Source organism: Agromyces sp. CF514 (assembly GCF_900113185.1).
Lineage (GTDB): Bacteria > Actinomycetota > Actinomycetes > Actinomycetales > Microbacteriaceae > Agromyces.
The window spans coordinates 89,207-104,140 of sequence record NZ_FOZD01000002.1 but is presented as its reverse complement, the minus strand read 5'-3'; the positions used below and the strand labels follow the sequence as shown (position 1 = coordinate 104,140).

Annotated in this window: 15 protein-coding genes; 4 read left to right on the top strand and 11 right to left on the bottom strand. The window is 71.3% G+C overall.

What is annotated here, in order from left to right:
• The first annotated feature begins 66 nt into the window (after positions 1 to 66).
• Positions 67 to 483 carry a hydroxyphenylacetyl-CoA thioesterase PaaI gene (gene paaI, locus BM342_RS13355; RefSeq protein ID WP_092967043.1) on the top strand — a complete coding sequence of 139 codons (417 nt, stop codon included), beginning with the start codon at positions 67 to 69 and terminating at the stop codon, positions 481 to 483.
• Between the two features lie 25 nt (positions 484 to 508).
• Complete coding sequence (gene paaK, locus BM342_RS13350; protein WP_092967041.1) at positions 509 to 1,840, top strand: phenylacetate--CoA ligase PaaK; 1,332 nt, start codon at positions 509 to 511, stop codon at positions 1,838 to 1,840.
• Between the two features lie 69 nt (positions 1,841 to 1,909).
• Here the strand turns inward: paaK and BM342_RS13345 are convergent, their stop codons facing one another.
• Positions 1,910 to 2,587 (bottom strand): YdeI/OmpD-associated family protein, encoded by a 678-nt coding sequence (locus BM342_RS13345; RefSeq protein WP_255368799.1) that lies wholly within the window; start codon positions 2,585 to 2,587, stop codon positions 1,910 to 1,912.
• 119 nt (positions 2,588 to 2,706) lie between these two features.
• On the opposite strand from BM342_RS13345, the gene BM342_RS13340 reads away from it, so the two are divergent.
• Positions 2,707 to 3,336: a TetR/AcrR family transcriptional regulator gene (locus BM342_RS13340; RefSeq protein WP_092968592.1), complete on the top strand. Its 630-nt coding sequence runs from the start codon at positions 2,707 to 2,709 to the stop codon at positions 3,334 to 3,336.
• Positions 3,337 to 3,495: 159 nt separating this feature from the next.
• On the opposite strand, the gene BM342_RS13335 is transcribed toward BM342_RS13340, so the two are convergent.
• Genes BM342_RS13335 through BM342_RS13325 form a run of 3 tightly spaced genes read right to left on the bottom strand, consistent with a single transcriptional unit; the run spans position 3,496 to position 5,736 of the window.
• Positions 3,496 to 4,128: a hypothetical protein gene (locus BM342_RS13335; protein WP_092967037.1), complete on the bottom strand. Its 633-nt coding sequence runs from the start codon at positions 4,126 to 4,128 to the stop codon at positions 3,496 to 3,498.
• A gap of 8 nt (positions 4,129 to 4,136) precedes the next feature.
• On the bottom strand, positions 4,137 to 4,523 hold the full coding sequence (locus BM342_RS19960) for a hypothetical protein (protein WP_177232192.1): 387 nt from the start codon (positions 4,521 to 4,523) through the stop codon (positions 4,137 to 4,139).
• A 31-nt stretch (positions 4,524 to 4,554) separates the two neighbouring features.
• Positions 4,555 to 5,736 carry an acyltransferase family protein gene (locus BM342_RS13325; protein WP_177232191.1) on the bottom strand — a complete coding sequence of 394 codons (1,182 nt, stop codon included), beginning with the start codon at positions 5,734 to 5,736 and terminating at the stop codon, positions 4,555 to 4,557.
• A gap of 123 nt (positions 5,737 to 5,859) precedes the next feature.
• On the opposite strand from BM342_RS13325, the gene BM342_RS13320 reads away from it, so the two are divergent.
• Entirely contained in the window at positions 5,860 to 6,702 is an 843-nt protein-coding gene (locus BM342_RS13320) for an SGNH/GDSL hydrolase family protein (protein WP_177232190.1), read from the top strand.
• Between the two features lie 35 nt (positions 6,703 to 6,737).
• On the opposite strand, the gene paaZ is transcribed toward BM342_RS13320, so the two are convergent.
• From paaZ to BM342_RS13285, 7 genes are all read right to left on the bottom strand, one after another.
• Positions 6,738 to 8,864 carry a phenylacetic acid degradation bifunctional protein PaaZ gene (paaZ, locus tag BM342_RS13315; RefSeq protein ID WP_092968588.1) on the bottom strand — a complete coding sequence of 709 codons (2,127 nt, stop codon included), beginning with the start codon at positions 8,862 to 8,864 and terminating at the stop codon, positions 6,738 to 6,740.
• 145 nt (positions 8,865 to 9,009) lie between these two features.
• Positions 9,010 to 9,897, bottom strand: a complete 888-nt coding sequence (locus tag BM342_RS13310) for a 3-hydroxyacyl-CoA dehydrogenase family protein (protein WP_092967033.1) — start codon at positions 9,895 to 9,897, stop codon at positions 9,010 to 9,012.
• The gene (locus tag BM342_RS13305; protein ID WP_092967031.1) at positions 9,894 to 10,676 is read right to left on the bottom strand and encodes an enoyl-CoA hydratase/isomerase family protein; all 783 of its coding nucleotides are present in this window, start codon (positions 10,674 to 10,676) and stop codon (positions 9,894 to 9,896) included. The genes BM342_RS13310 and BM342_RS13305 overlap by 4 nt, the downstream gene beginning before the upstream one ends.
• Complete coding sequence (locus BM342_RS13300) at positions 10,673 to 11,878, bottom strand: thiolase family protein (RefSeq protein ID WP_092967029.1); 1,206 nt, start codon at positions 11,876 to 11,878, stop codon at positions 10,673 to 10,675. Before BM342_RS13300 ends, BM342_RS13305 begins: the two co-directional genes overlap by 4 nt.
• A gap of 220 nt (positions 11,879 to 12,098) precedes the next feature.
• A complete protein-coding gene (locus BM342_RS13295; protein ID WP_092967027.1) occupies positions 12,099 to 13,418 on the bottom strand; it encodes an MFS transporter in 1,320 nt (439 codons plus the stop codon).
• 219 nt (positions 13,419 to 13,637) lie between these two features.
• Positions 13,638 to 13,868, bottom strand: a complete 231-nt coding sequence (locus tag BM342_RS13290) for a hypothetical protein (RefSeq protein ID WP_092967025.1) — start codon at positions 13,866 to 13,868, stop codon at positions 13,638 to 13,640.
• Between the two features lie 178 nt (positions 13,869 to 14,046).
• The gene (locus BM342_RS13285) at positions 14,047 to 14,862 is read right to left on the bottom strand and encodes a GDSL-type esterase/lipase family protein (protein ID WP_177232189.1); all 816 of its coding nucleotides are present in this window, start codon (positions 14,860 to 14,862) and stop codon (positions 14,047 to 14,049) included.
• Positions 14,863 to 14,934 lie beyond the last annotated feature (72 nt).

Below are 14,934 nucleotides of genomic sequence, written 5' to 3'. Positions count from 1 at the left end.
TTCAGTTAGTATATAGTCGGAGGTGCGCCGCAGCAACGGCGCCCGGAACTCGACGAGGAGCTTCACATGACGGATGCCGCGACCGCCGCCCCGATCAACCGCGAGATGATGCAGCGCGACCGTGCTGCGGCCTCCCTCGGGCTCGTCGTCGAGCGCGACGACCCTGGCCACGCCGTCGTCTCGATGCTCGTGCGCGAGGACATGACGAACGGCTTCGCCATCACCCACGGCGGCTTCGTCTTCGCACTGGCCGACACCGCCTTCGCTATCGCCTGCAACGAGGACGAGAACGTCACGGTCGCCGCCGGCGCCGACATCGCGTTCCTGAAGTCCACCACCGCGGGTCAGACCCTGACCGCCACGGCCGTGCGCCGCACCCGATCGGGCCGCACCGGCATCTACGACGTCACGGTCGTCGACGAGCACGGCGAGCCCGTCGCCGAGTTCCGCGGCCGCTCGATCTCCACCAACCGAACCTTCTGACCTGACCGCGAACCAGGAGCACCACGTGTCGACGACGACCCTCTCCCCCAGCGTCTCGGGCCTCGCGCCCGCGGCATCCGAATCGCTCGATGCAGAGGAGCGCCTGACGCGCCCCGAGCTCGAGGCGCTCCAGCTCGAACGGCTGCAGCAGACGGTTCGCCACGCGTACGCGAACGTGCCGCTCTACACCCGCAAGTTCGACGAGGCCGGCGTGCACCCCGACGACATCCGATCGCTGGCGGATGTCGCGAAGCTGCCGTTCACGACCAAGGCCGACCTCCGCGAGACCTACCCGTTCGGCATGTTCGCCGTGCCGATGGAGCAGGTCGCGCGCATCCACGCCTCGAGCGGCACCACCGGCCGACCCACGGTCGTCGGCTACACGAAGGGCGACCTCGAGCGCTGGGCCTCGCTCATCGCCCGCTCGCTCCGCGCGAGCGGCATCCGCCCGGGCATGAAGGTGCACAACGCCTACGGCTACGGCCTGTTCACGGGCGGCCTCGGCGCGCACGCGGGCATCGAGGCGCTCGGCGCGACGGTCATCCCGATGTCGGGCGGCCAGACGGCCCGCCAGGTGCAGCTCATCATGGACTTCGAGCCCGACGCGATCCTCTGCACGCCGAGCTACCTGCTCACGATCGCCGACGCCATGGTCGAGGCCGGCATCGACCCGCGCTCGACGTCGCTCAAGGTGGCCGTGCTCGGAGCCGAGCCGTGGACGAACGAGATGCGCCGCGAGCTCGAGGACCGACTCGGCGTCGACGCGCTCGACATCTACGGCCTCAGCGAGGTCATGGGCCCGGGCGTCGGCAACGAGTGCCTCGAGACGAAGGACGGACCCCACATCTGGGAGGACCACTTCCTGCCCGAGGTCATCGACGGCGACACGGGCGCGGTGCTGGCCGACGGCGAGATGGGCGAGCTCGTGTTCACCTCGCTCACGAAGGAGGCGTTCCCGGTCATCCGCTACCGCACGCGCGACCTCACGCGCCTGCTGCCCGGAACCGCGCGCCCCGCGATGCGCCGCATCGAGAAGATCACCGGCCGCAACGACGACATGATCATCCTGCGCGGCGTGAACCTCTTCCCGACGCAGATCGAGGAGATCGTGCTCGGCATCGAGACGCTCACCCCGCACTTCATCCTCGAGCTGTCGAAGGCCGGCCGCATGGACACCATGAAGGTGCGCATCGAACGCCACCCCGACCTCTCGCGCGAGACGTGCGAGGCGGCGTCGGTCGTGCTCGCGAAGAAGATCAAGGTGCTCATCGGCTCGACCGTCGAGGTGCAGCTCGAGGAGCCGGGCACGCTGCCGCGCAGCGAGGGCAAGTACAAGCGCGTCTACGACCTGCGCTGAGCCGAGCGGATGCCCCGGCTCGCCCGGGAGCCGAGGCGGCGTGTGCGGGCGGTCTCGACGTGTCGGGAGCTACGTGTTCGACGGACCTCCGGCGGCCCGTGCGGCCTCGGCCGCGCGCGCGACCCAGGCGGGCGTCTCGCCGTACCGTTGGAACGACACCATGCGACCCGCCGCGCTGTCTTCGATCAGCTGGACCAGCCGCCGTTCGCGCGTGGCCTCCTGCTTCGCCGAGAGCACCCAGTGCGTGACGACGCGGCGGTAGGTGGCCGTTGCGGCCTGCCAGAAGGCGGATGCCGCGGGGGCGGCGTCGATGCGGGCCTCGGCCTCTGCCGGCAACTGCCGCGTGCGCGACTCGTGCGAGTAGACGCCCGTGCGGTCGGGGCTGCGCTTCTCGTACGCGGCCAGCCCGGCCGGGCGCATGCGCCCCTCGGCGGTGAGCCGCTCGACGTGCGCGATGTTGACGTCGGACCAGATGCTCGTCGACTTGCGGGGCGACCAGCGCTGCCGCCTGGCGTCGTCGTCGATGCGCTGGGAGACCGAGTCGATCCAGCCGAAGCAGAGCGCCTCGGGTACGGCCTCGGCCCAGGTGAGCCCCGGCTCGTCGACGTGCTTCTTGTAGAGGCCCATCCAGAGCTCGGTGGCCGTCTCGTGGTTGGCCTCGAGCCACGCGCGGAACTCCGCGGCGTCGGCGAAGAAGAGGGCCGGCCGCTCGGGCGTGCCACCGGGGGTACCGATCTGCGTCGTCACGCGCCCAGTCTGCCAGCGCCCGCCGACACCCGGGCAGGTGCCCGCGCGACGCCCGCCACGCGGCATCCGCTCGCCCGCGTTCCCACCCGACCGACCGTTCAGGTGGGAGACTGATGCAGATGTCAGAGCACACCTCACTCCGCCGCGGGCGCCCCGGCTACGACCAGCAGGGCATCCTCGACGTCGCCGTCGCGGCCTTCAACGAATACGGCTACGACGCGACCTCGATGGGCGTGCTCGCCGACCGCCTGGGGCTCTCGAAGTCGGCGATCTACCACCACTTCGCCTCGAAGGACGAGATCCTCGACCGGGCGCTCGACTCGGCGCTCGGCGCGCTCGAGGGCGTGCTCGAGACGGCGGATGCCGCGGGCGGCCGGGCTGCCGACCGGCTCGACCTCGTGCTGCGCGGCGCCGTGCACGTGCTCGTCGAACGCCTGCCCTCGGTGACCCTGCTGCTGCGCGTGCGCGGCAACACCGAGGTCGAACGGCGTGCGCTGGAGCGCCGGCGCGCGTTCGACCGGCGCGTCACCGCGCTCGTGTCCGAGGCGCAGGCCGAGGGGTCGCTGCGCAGCGATCTCGACGCGAGCGTCGTCTCGCGCCTCACGTTCGGCATGATCAACTCGCTCGTCGAGTGGTACCGGCCCGGCGGAGCCGAAGACGCCGACCGGCTCGCCGACGACGTCGTCGCGGTCGCCCTCGACGGGCTGCGCATGCCCACGTCGAACCGCATCGAGGACCTGCTGGGCTGAACCCGCCCGGCCGTACGGCCGACGCACGGGGTCAGTTCCGGGATCAGGCGAACGTCGCGAGATCAGGACCGATTCACCGCGATCCTCCTGATCCGCCGCCGTCGTCCTGACTGCCCGTCGTCTGCTCCCGAGCGGAGGCCGGTGCCGGCGTCCGGCAGCTCAGCCGCCGGCGACTTCGGGATGCTCCGGCGGCAGGCCGTGGCGCTTGCCCGCGCGCAGCAGCTCGAGGTTGCGGCGCTCCCAGTCGAGCATGTCCTGCCGGTTCGCCTCGAGCACCCGGCTCTCGCCGCAGGCGGTGAGCGAGCGCCCGCAGATGCACGAGCCGGGCTTGCGGGCGTCGGGGTGATGGAACGCCTGCAGTCGCCAGAGCGCGGCCATCGCCTTGTCGAGCCGTCGGTTCGTCAGCTCGGTCGCCCGCTCGGCCCGTCGCACGAGGTCGCCCTGCAGTTCGTCGCGCACGGCCGCACCGGCCGCGCTGCTGCCGTCGAGTGCGCCCGCCCGCAACTGCTCGCCCTCGGCGGTCAGCCTGGCGATCGTCGCCGCGGCATCCGTCTTCGCATCGGCCGCAGCCGACGCCGCCGCACGCGCGTCGTGGTCGTGCGCCTCGAGGATGCCCCGCCAGAGCGCCACGTGCTCGCGATCGCGGCGCACGGCCTTCTCGTCGCCCCCGTGCGTGCGGCAGTGGGGGCAGACGACGTGGTCGGACGCCGAGGCGAACCGGAAGCGTTGCACGCTTCCGCAGCAGAGGCAGGTGGCGTCGACGTCGACGTGGAGCGGGTACGCGTGGGGCATGTCGGGCGTCAGTCGACCGATCGCATGCGGTCGCTGCGCGCGAGGAACGTCGCCGCCACGATCGTCACGATGCAGAGCACCGCGGGGCCGATGGTCTTCGCGAGATCCCCCTGGATCGCACCGATGAACGCGTCGATGCCCTGCACGATCGTCATCGCGACCGCGATCGCCAGCAGCGCGGCATCCGATCGGAACAGCGGAGCGACCAGTGCGAGCACGACGAGCGCGGTGCTCCGCGATGCGGCGTAGAGCGCGTTCGCACCCTCCGCGCCCGTGCCTGCCTCGGTGACCGCGATGATCGCGAACGTGATGCTCGTGATCGCGCTGATCAGCGTGACGGCGTAGCAGATCCAGAAGGCCGCGCCGCGGACCCTGCCTGTTGGCGATTGGCTCATGTGCTCAGCGTGGACGACGGGCCGCGCGCGGTCAAGGAGCGGAGCGGCGCGGCGCGTCGGCCTCGACGCGCGCTTCCGGGCCGGAGACCACCAGCCCGTTCTCGGCGAATGCGGATTCGTCGCGGTCGGCGGCACGGCGCACCCGCTGGGCCAGGCGGTGCGCCGGGCGCTCGATGGCGTAGTAGAACGCTACGGCCACGGCGAGGGAGATCGGGGCGGCGAGCACCAACGTCAGGGAGGCGTGCGGCACCATGTTGCCGATCGCGATGACGATCGGTTCGTGCACGAGGTAGAGGCTGAACGAGATCGTGCCGAGGAAGACCAGCACCCTGGTCGAGAGGATGGCGCGCAGCAGGGGCGCGTGCACCGCCGCGACGATCAGCATCGTGATGCCGACGAGTGACGTCGGCAGCGCGATCATGCGCGTCTGCCCACCCGTGATCGGCAGCAGCAGCCAGTACGAGATCGTCATGAGCGAGGCGACCACGATGACGGCGGTCCAGGCCAGCGCACCCCACACGCCCGTGAGCCGGCGTGCGGCGGTGTCGATGCGCTGCCAGCCGGATGCCAGCGCCACGCCGATCGCGAACATCGGCAGGTACTGCAGGGCGCCGATGGTGAACATGAATCCGACGGTGGAGGCCGCGATCGCGATCACGATCTGCAGCAGCACGGGCAGGCGACGGGCCACCACGATGTACACCGGCAGCAGCAGCGAGAACAGCACCTCCCACGTCAGCGACCAGAGCGGGCTCACCGATCGGCTGACGCCGTCGATGAGCACGATGTCGGTGAGCATCGACCGGACCGGATACGCGGTGGGACGCGCCAGCAGCCAGGCGCTCTGCGTGTCGGACGTGCGGGGGAACACCGCGATGACGACGGCGGCGAGGAGCACGGCGGCGATGACCGGCACGTACAGTCGCACGATCCGCGACGGGAAGTACGAGGTCCACGTGAACGAGGCCGATCGCGCGGCCAGTGTCAGGACGAGCCCCGACAGGATGAAGAACAGGTAGACCGCCTCGGTTCCCGCCCAGAGCAGGTGCAGCGGCGTGTGCACGAGCAGCCATGGGAGCCCGGGCTGGACCGTCTGCCCGTAGTACGGCGCGGCGAGCGCAGGGATCACGAGCAGCGCATGGTGCACGAGCACGATCACTGCCGCGAGACCTCGCAGCCCGTCGAGCGAGCGCAGGCGGAAACGGGGAGACATGGGACCTCGGTGGGTTGGGGGACTCGTCGATGGCGCAGGATTCCGCATCGAGGGACGAGGCAGCATTTTAGCCCGCCCCAGCCGGGCAAGACTCCACACAGCTCTCACGGATACGATCTCGGCATGCCGACCGCGCGGGAACAGCGATGGATCTCACGACTCCGGTGGCCGACACTCGCGGCCACCGGTGTGCTCACCTGCGCCGCGCTCGTCGCCGTTCCGGTCGCCCTGGCCTCGAACTCGGCCGATCCCGGCACCTTCGAGAACCCCGGGGCCTCGGAGCGGCCGACGCCCACGGCCCTTCCCTCCGAGACCGTGGCGCCGACCGCGTCGCCGATCCGTCCCACCCTGGCCGGCCTCCCGGTGACGCCGCGGGCGCTCTTCGTCGGCGACTCGTTCACCGAGGGGTACGGCACCAAGAAGCCGGCGGCGAACTGGGCGCGCATCGCGGCCGCCTCGCTCGGCTGGCAGGCGACGCTCGACGGGGTCGGCGGCACCGGCTACATCAAGGACGTCTCGACCGACAAGCGCACCGGACGCTCCTTCGTGCAGCGCATCCCCGGTCTCGCCGAATCCGGCGTCGACTACGACGTGGTCGTGCTGCAGGGAGGCCTGAACGACATCGCGGCCGACTCGACCGCCGAGTACACGGCGGTCCGGAAGACGATCGACAGCGTGCGCGCCCACTGGCCGGGCGCGGTCATCGTCGTCTTCGGCCCGGCGGAACCGCTCGGCGGCGGCACCTCGCACCTCGTGCACCTCTCGACGATCAGGCAGGCGGCCGAGGCATCCGGCGTCGTCTTCGTCGACCCCTCGAGTCCCCTGGCGTGGATCACCGCGTCGAACACCGACCTGCTCGACCTCGGCGACGGCCTTCACCTGAACGACTCCGGCTACGCCTACCTCGCCGCACGGTTCGTCGCGGACATCCAGGCGGCGTCCGCGACGGAGCAGCCGGTCGACTGACCGGGGCGATGCCCACGGCATCGCGACGCGTCCGTTCACCCGATGGTCGCGGGAACCGGCGCGAGCTCCTTCGCCACGAGCGTCAGCACGTCGTACTGCGCCACGAGCTCGTCGTGCTGGTTCTTCAGCACCGCGTCCCACCGCACCTCGCCGTACTCGTCGGTCTCGCGCGGGGTGATCTGCTTGGCCGTGAGCTCCACGCGGATCGCGTCGCCCGGCGACACGGGCGTGACGAACCGCAGGTTCTCGAGGCCCGAGTTCGCGAGCACCGGACCGGGTGCGGCATCGACGAAGAGGCCGGCGGCCCAGGACACGAGCAGGTAGCCGTGCGCGACCCGGCCGGGGAAGAACGGGTTCGCGGATGCCGCGGCCTCGTCCATGTGGGCGTAGAACGTGTCGCCCGTGAAGTGGGCGAAGGTCTCGATGTCGTCGAGGGTCACGGTGCGCGAGCCCGAGACGACCTGATCGCCGATGCGCAGTTCGGCGAGCGACTTGCGGAACGGGTGCGCCTCGCCGGCCTCGGCGTACGGCGTGGCGGCGGCGCCCGCGTGCCAGACGCCGGTGAGGGCGGTGAGCATCTCGGGCGAGCCCTGCACCGCGGTGCGCTGCATGTGGTGCAGGACCGCACGGATGCCGCCGAGCTCCTCGCCGCCGCCGGCCCGGCCGGGGCCGCCGTGCACGAGGTTCGGCAGCGGCGATCCGTGTCCCGTCGAGGTGCGTGCGTCGTCGCGGTCGAGCAGCAGCAGTCGTCCGTTGTACGCGGCGATGCCCGTGGCGAGGGCAACCGCGACCCCGGGGTCGTGCGTGGCGACGCTCGTGACGAGCGATCCCCCGCCGCGGGCGACGAGACGCACGGCCTCGTCGACGGTGTCGTAGCCGACGATCGAGCTGACCGGGCCGAACGCCTCGACCTCGTGCAGGGCGTCGCTCGCGGCATCCGCGAATCTCAGCAGCACGGGCGCGACGAAGGCGCCGTCGACGGCGGTGCCGGTCGACCCGTCGGCGAGCGTCACGGTGGGGGCCTCGTCGGTCGAGCCGATGACCACCTCGCCGCCCGCATCGGCGAGCCGTCGAACCTGGCGCAGCACCTCGTCGCGCTGCTCGAGGCTCGCGAGCGGGCCCATGGTCACGCCCTCGGCGCGGGGGTCGCCAACCACGACGCGTTCGGCGATGCGCGCGCGCACGGCCTCGATCACGCCGTCGACGGATGCCGCGGGCACGACCGCCCGGCGGATGGCGGTGCACTTCTGCCCGGCCTTCGTCGTCATCTCGGCGACGAGCTGCTTGACGTACGCGTCGAACTCGGGCGTGCCCGCGACGGCGTCGGGGCCGAGCACGGAGGCGTTGATCGAGTCCGTCTCGCTCGTGAACCGCACGCCGCCGGTCTGCACGGAGTCGTTCGCGCGCAGGCGCTCGGCGGTCGACGCCGACCCCGTGAACGCGACCAGGTCGCCGAGGCGCAGGTGGTCGAACAGGTCGGGCACGCTGCCCGAGACGAGCTGGAGCGAGCCGTCGGGCAGCAGCCCCGACTCGACGAGGATCCGCACGAACGCCTCGGCGAGGTATCCGGTCGGCGTCGCGGGCTTGACCAGCGAGGGCACGCCCGCGAGGAACGCTGGTGCGAACTTCTCGAGCGAGCCCCACACCGGGAAGTTGAAGGCATTGATCTGCACCGCCACGCCCGGCAGGCGCGTGAAGATGTGGCGGCCGAGGAACGAGCCGTCCTTCGAGAGCTGCTCGACGCCGCCGTCGACGTAGACCTGCGAGTTGGGCAGCTCGCGCCGACCCTTCGACGAGTACGTGAACAGCACGCCGATGCCGCCGTCGATGTCGACCCACGAGTCCTGCTTCGTCGCGCCCGTGCGGCTCGAGAGCTCGTACAGCTCCTGCTTGCGCTCGGTGAGGGCGAGGGCCATCTGCTTGAGCAGCACCGCACGCTGGTGGAAGGTCAGCTCGCCGAGCGAGCGCTGCCCGACCGTGCGGGCGTACTCGAGCGCGGCGGCGAGGTCGAGGCCCTCGGTCGAGACGCGCGCGACGACCTCGCCCGTCGAGGCGTCGCGCACCTCCGTCGCGCTGCTCGATGCGTCGCCGGCTGTCATGCCCGCGGCATCCGGAGTCCACCAGCCGCCGTTCACGTAGCTCGGCAGGATCTCGTACCTCATGCGCGCATCTCCCGTTCGTGTCGCGTTCATCATCGTCTTCGTCGTCATCTCGCCCTCACCTGATCGTCGATCCGTCGACCTTCGTCCCAGGGCGCCTTCGGAAGGGCGAGGATCGACGGATCGCGGTCCGGTTCGCGGGCGAGGGTCATTCGGTGTCCCACACGTAGAAGCCCTCGCCCGTCTTGCGGCCGAGCTTGCCCTCGGCGACCATGCGGCGCATGAGGGTGGGCGGGGTGAAGCGGTCGCCGAGGTTCGCGGCGAGGTAGTCGGCGATGCCGAGTCGCACGTCGAGGCCGACGAGGTCGGTCAGGCGCAGCGGTCCGACCGGATGCTTGTAGCCGAGCGTCATGGCGAGGTCGATGTCCTGCGCCGACGCGACGCCGTCCTCGAGCATGCGGATCGCCTCGAGGCCGATCGCCACCCCGAGGCGCGACGACGCGAACCCCGGGGCATCGGCCACGACGATCGGCGTCTTGCCGATGGCGTGCACCCATTCGCGCGCCTCGTCGACGAGCTGGCGGTCGGTGGCGCCGCCGCGCACGATCTCGACGAGGGTCGACGCGGGCACGGGATTGAAGAAGTGCATGCCGAGGAACCGCGACGGACGCTCGAGCAGCGCCGCGAGCTCGTCGATCGAGATCGACGAGGTGTTCGAGGCGAGCACGGCGTCGTCGGCCAGCACCGCTTCGACGCGGGTCAGCGCGTCGATCTTGAGTTCGAGGTGCTCGGGCACGGCCTCGACCACGAGCCCGCACCGCGAGAACGCAGAGACGTCGGTGCTCGTGGCGAAGCGCGCGCCGATCGCCTCGGCACCCTGGTCGGCGGTGCCGCGGGCGACGGATGCCGCGACGGAGTCGAGCACGCGCGTCGACGCCGCGGCCGCGGCATCCGCATCGCGTTCGACGACGGTCACGCGCGAACCGGCGAGCAGGAACGCGTGCGCGATGCCCGCGCCCATGCGCCCGCCGCCGAGCACGCCGACGTCGGAGGGCGCACCGGTGGCCGTACGGCCATCCACCGTCTCGTGGCTCATTTCCGTCTCCGTTCGAGGAACTCGGTCATGCGTCGGAACTTCTCGGGGCTCTCGAACAGCACCGCCTGGGCCTCGAGGTCGACGGCGGGGTGGGCCGCGCGCGGCGCCCGGAAGACCCGCTTGGTCGCGATGGTCGCGTCGCGGTCGTTGCGGGCGATGCGATCGGCGACGGCGTGCGCCGCGTCGAGCAGGGACTCCGACGGGTGCAGCGAGCTCACGAGTCCGATGGCCAGGGCCTCGTCGGCTTCGACCGTGCGGCCCGTGAGCAGCAGTTCGGCCGCGCGTGCGTCGCCGACGATCTCCTTCAGCCGCCAGCTCGCTCCCGCCGCGGCGAGGATGCCGAGTCCGGTCTCGGGGTTGCCGATCCTGAGCGACGGAGTCGCGATGCGGATGTCGGCGGCGTAGGCCAGCTCGGCGCCGCCGCCGAGCGCGTAGCCGTCGAGGGCCGCGATCACGGGCATCGGCAGTTCGCTCACCCGCACGAACGCGTTCGCGTTGATGCCCATCCGCGCGTCGTCGGCGCCGCGATCGCGAAGTTCGCCGATGTCGGCGCCCGAGGCGAAGACGCCGCCCGCGCCCGTGAGGATCAGGATGCGCGGGATCGCCTCGAGCTCGGCGCACAGCAGGTGCAGCGCGTCGATCGTGCGCTGGTCGATCGCGTTGCGCACGCCCGGCCGGTCGAGGGTCGCGACCACGCGGTCGGGCAGGCGTTCGACGCGCAGGGGCGAGTCGCGCAGGGCCGAGTCGGTCGGGTCGGGGGTCGTCGCGGCATCCGTCATGACAGGCACTCCACGATGAGGGCCGAGCCCTGGCCGACGCCGACGCACATGGTCGCGAGGCCGTAGCGCGAGCGCTCGCGTTCCATGCGGCCGAGCAGGGTCACGACGAGGCGGGAGCCCGACGAGCCGAGCGGATGCCCCAGCGCGATCGCCCCGCCGTCGACGTTGACCCGCTCGGGGTCGAGGCCGAGGCGCTGCATCGAGGCGAGCGACTGCGTGGCGAACGCCTCGTTGAGCTCGATCGAGCCGAGGTCGTCGACGCCGAGTCCGGCGCGGGCGAGGGCCTTCTCGGTGGCGGGCACCGGGCCGAGCCCCATGATCTCGGGGGCGATGCCGGCGGATGCGCCGACCACCACGCGTGCACGCGGGACGAGCCCGTAGCGCTCGACGGCCTCGGCGCTGGCGACGACGATCGCCGAGGCGCCGTCGTTGAGCGCGCTGGAGTTGCCTGCGGTCACGACGGATCCGCCGGCGACGACGGGCCGCAGTCCGGCGAGCACCTCGAGCGTCGTCTCGGGGCGCGGGCCCTCGTCGACGAGCACCTCGCCGCCGCGGGCGAGCGGCACGCCCACGATCTCGGCTTCGAAGCGCCCTGCGGCGATGGCCGCGGCCGCCCGCTGTTGCGAGCGCAGCGCGAACGCATCTGCCGCCTCGCGGGAGATGCCGTCGACCCTCGCGACCTCTTCGGCCGTCTCGGGCATCGAGAAGGTGGCCTTGTCGCGCGCGAGCAGGCGGGGGTTGGGGAACCGCCAGCCGATCGAGGTGTCGTAGGCGGCGCCGGGCTTCGCCCAGGCCTTGTCGGGCTTGGCCTGCACCCATGGCGCCCTGGTCATCGACTCGACGCCGCCGGCGACGACGAGGTCGGCATCGCCCGCGCGGATCGCCTGGGCGGCCATGGTGATCGCCGACATGCCCGAGGCGCACAGGCGGTTCACCGTGATGCCGGGAGTCGAATCGGGCAGGCCCGCGAGCAGCACGGCCATGCGGGCGACGTTGCGGTTGTCCTCACCGGCCTGGTTGGCCGCGCCGAGGATCACCTCGTCGATCACGCCGGCGTCGAGCGTCGCACGGTCGAGGCCGGCTCGGCGCACGGCCTCGCCGACCACCAGCGCGGCGAGGTCGTCGGGTCGCACGCTCGCGAGCGCACCGCCGTATCGGCCCACTGGCGTGCGCACGCCTCCGACGAGGTAGGCCTCCGGCATGCGTGTCTCCTGACGTCATCGTCGGGTCGGAATTAGTGACCGACCGTTCAGGAAGTAATTATGGCACGGCGATCCGGGTCCTGGCCACACGTGCGACGATCCGACCTCGCCGCAGACGACGGATGCCCCGGGCGAGGGCTCGCCCGGGGCATCCGCGTGTCGGCGGCATCCGCTCGCTCCAGCGCGCCGAGAGCGCGCCGAGAACGCGCGAACCGGCAGCTCACTCGAGCAGGTCGCGGCCCTTCGTCTCCTTCACGAGCGAGACGCCGATGAGCGAGATCACGCTGGCGATCGCGATGTACAGGCCGATGGTCCAGGACTGGCCGGTCGAGTTGAGCAGGGCCTCGGCGATCATGGGCGCGAACGCGCCGCCGAGGATCGCGCCGAGCGCGTACCCGATCGAGACGCCCGAGTACCGCACCTTCGCCGGGAACATCTCGGCGTACAGGGCGGCCTGGGGGCCGTACGACAGGCCGAGGCCGAACGTCATCACGAACAGCGCGACGAAGTACCAGGCGATCTCGCCCGTGTCGATGAGGAACCACATCGGGATCGCCCACAGGGCGAGGAACACGTACCCGATCTGGAACGTGCGCACGCGACCGAGGCGATCGGAGATGCGCCCGCCGAAGAGGGTGAAGATCAGCCAGCCGAACGAGGCGAACGTCGTCGCGAGCAGCACGCTCGGTCGATCCATGCCGAGCGCCGTCACGGCGTAGGTGGCGAAGTATGCGATGAGCAGGTAGCCGGCCGCGTTGTTCGCGATGAAGATGACGGCGGTGAGCACGACCTGCTTCGTGTTGTGCCGGAAGAGCTCGCGCAGCGGGGTCGAGGACTCCTTGCGGCGCTTCAGCAGTTCCTCGAAGACCGGGCTCTCCTCGACCGCGCGGCGGATCGCGTAGCCGACGACGATGAGCACGATCGAGAGCAGGAACGGGATGCGCCAACCCCACTCCATGAACGCCTCGGGCGACATCGAGCTCGTGAGCACCCACAGGGTGAACGTGGCGAGGATCATGCCGACCGGCACGCCGATCTGTGGGAACGCGCCGAAGAACCCGCGGCGGCCGTTCGGTGCGTGCTCGACGGCCATCAGCGCGGCGCCGCCCCATTCGCCGCCCGCCGAGAAGCCCTGCAGGATGCGGAGCAGGATCAGCAGGATGGGAGCGGCGATGCCGATCGCCGCGTACGTCGGCAGGAAGCCGATGAGCGCCGTCGAGAGCCCCATCATGATGAGCGTGAAGACGAGCATCTTCTTGCGGCCGAGCTTGTCGCCGAGGTAGCCGGCGACGATCGCCCCGAGCGGGCGGAACAGGAACGAGATGCCGATCGTGGCGAGCGAGAGCACCTGGGCCAGACCCGGGTTCGACTCGGCCACCGGCGCGAGGAAGAGGGGCGCGAGCACGAGCCCGGCGGCCTGCGCGTAGATGAAGAAGTCGTACCACTCGATCGAGGTGCCGACGAGGGTGCCGGCCAGCACCCGTCGTTCCTCTGCGGGCATCCGCCCGGTCTTCGTGCTCTCTCTGACATCGGTCGACATGCGAACTCCGTTGTTCTGGCGTGGGATGGGGACCGACGGCCATCGTCGGCAACCCTGCCCGACTTCCTGACCGATTGTTCGGTTAGGAATTGAGGGTACGCACGGGCTCGCCCCGACGCAACCCGAACGGGTGACACGATGTGGGGACCCGGATCCGATGGACCGGGCACGCCGAGGCCCGCATCGCGGTCGATGCGGGCCTCGGGTCGTCGGTGCTCGTCAGGCGGCTCGCGCGTGCTCGCGCGACGGGCCCGCTGCCGCCCGGCGCACGTGCGGGTGGAGCACCGAGGCCCACCAGCCGCGCCCTGCACCCCGCCCGCGTGCCAGCTCGGCGAAGGCGTCGTCGTCGAGGTCGCGCTCCTGCTGCTCGCGGCGACGCTCGAGCTCCGCGGAGATGCGCACCTCCTCCGCATGCTGCAGGTGCAGGTAGCTCAGTTCCGAGATCATCATGTCGACTCCCTGTTCGTCTGGAGTCGACGTTCGTCGCTGAGGTACCCGACGGGTATCGGGCAACCGCCTTAATTCGGGCGAGGCGGATGCCACCGGCATCCGCCGTCCCTGAGGTGCCTCAGCGGGTCGGCGCGCGAACGCCGCGAACGGCCACCCGCCGTGTCGCGACCGGCCCGGCTCAGGGAGCCCCGTACGGCGTCAGCGGCCAGGTGATCTCGGCGAGCTTCGCCTGCCCGGCGATGCTCGGGTGGAAGTAGTCGAGCGTCGAGATCTGGCTCGCCGCGAACACGTAGTTCGCGACGGCGTTGTTGTCGAACGTGCAGTTGCGGGCGGGCGTGCAGACCCGTGCGAGGGCCGCGTTGTACTCGTTCACCCTCGCCTGCACCTGATCGCGACGGGCGTTGTCGGCCGCCGTCGTGCTGGTCGGCCTCACGAGCATCGACTGGCAGATGCGCGCCGCCGCCCAGATGAGCCTCGCGCCCCCCTTGGACTTGCTGACCTCCCACATGCGCTTGAGGTTCGGCACGCTCGCGACGAAGATCTTCGCGGTCGGCGTGCCCTGGTTGATCGTCGTGACGGCGGCGAGCACCGACGCCTCGTACGCCGCGGTCGGTGTCATCTCGGCGACCGTCGGCGTGCACGCGTCGTTCGCGCCGATCTGCACGGTCACGTACTGCGCCTTCTGCGTCACGGCGGCCTGCGCCTGGGCCGGGAGGCCGGCGGCCTTCACCGACACGACCGAGTTGTTGGTCACGACGAGGCCCGTCGCGCCGAGCGCCCTGAGCCGCGACGCGTGCGAGTTCACCGAGGAGACGCTGCCGGTCGACCAGCTGTAGGTCGGACACGCCCGGTACCCGCACGCGTCGTACGCCTGCGAGATCGAGTCGCCGAGCGCCGCGATCGAAGGCGGCGGGGGTGCGGCCGCCTGTGCACCCGCGGCGCCGATGAGGCTTCCCGCGACGAGCGCGACCGCCGCGGCGGTCGCTCCCAGCATGTTCCGGATCCGGCGATGGCTCGGCATGGCACGTCCTTCCGCTGACCCGCGCGGTCGGGTCGCGCCGCACGG

Coding starts and splice junctions, on each gene's coding strand:
- paaI (WP_092967043.1), top strand. CDS start 67: ATGACGGATGCCGCGACCGCCGCCCCGATCAACCGCGAGATGATGCAG.
- BM342_RS13340 (WP_092968592.1), top strand. CDS start 2,707: ATGTCAGAGCACACCTCACTCCGCCGCGGGCGCCCCGGCTACGACCAG.
- BM342_RS13335 (WP_092967037.1), bottom strand. CDS start 4,128: ATGCCCCACGCGTACCCGCTCCACGTCGACGTCGACGCCACCTGCCTC.
- BM342_RS19960 (WP_177232192.1), bottom strand. CDS start 4,523: ATGAGCCAATCGCCAACAGGCAGGGTCCGCGGCGCGGCCTTCTGGATC.
- BM342_RS13325 (WP_177232191.1), bottom strand. CDS start 5,736: ATGTCTCCCCGTTTCCGCCTGCGCTCGCTCGACGGGCTGCGAGGTCTC.
- BM342_RS13320 (WP_177232190.1), top strand. CDS start 5,860: ATGCCGACCGCGCGGGAACAGCGATGGATCTCACGACTCCGGTGGCCG.
- paaZ (WP_092968588.1), bottom strand. CDS start 8,864: ATGAGGTACGAGATCCTGCCGAGCTACGTGAACGGCGGCTGGTGGACT.
- BM342_RS13310 (WP_092967033.1), bottom strand. CDS start 9,897: ATGAGCCACGAGACGGTGGATGGCCGTACGGCCACCGGTGCGCCCTCC.
- BM342_RS13305 (WP_092967031.1), bottom strand. CDS start 10,676: ATGACGGATGCCGCGACGACCCCCGACCCGACCGACTCGGCCCTGCGC.
- BM342_RS13300 (WP_092967029.1), bottom strand. CDS start 11,878: ATGCCGGAGGCCTACCTCGTCGGAGGCGTGCGCACGCCAGTGGGCCGA.
- BM342_RS13295 (WP_092967027.1), bottom strand. CDS start 13,418: ATGTCGACCGATGTCAGAGAGAGCACGAAGACCGGGCGGATGCCCGCA.
- BM342_RS13290 (WP_092967025.1), bottom strand. CDS start 13,868: ATGATGATCTCGGAACTGAGCTACCTGCACCTGCAGCATGCGGAGGAG.
- BM342_RS13285 (WP_177232189.1), bottom strand. CDS start 14,862: ATGCTGGGAGCGACCGCCGCGGCGGTCGCGCTCGTCGCGGGAAGCCTC.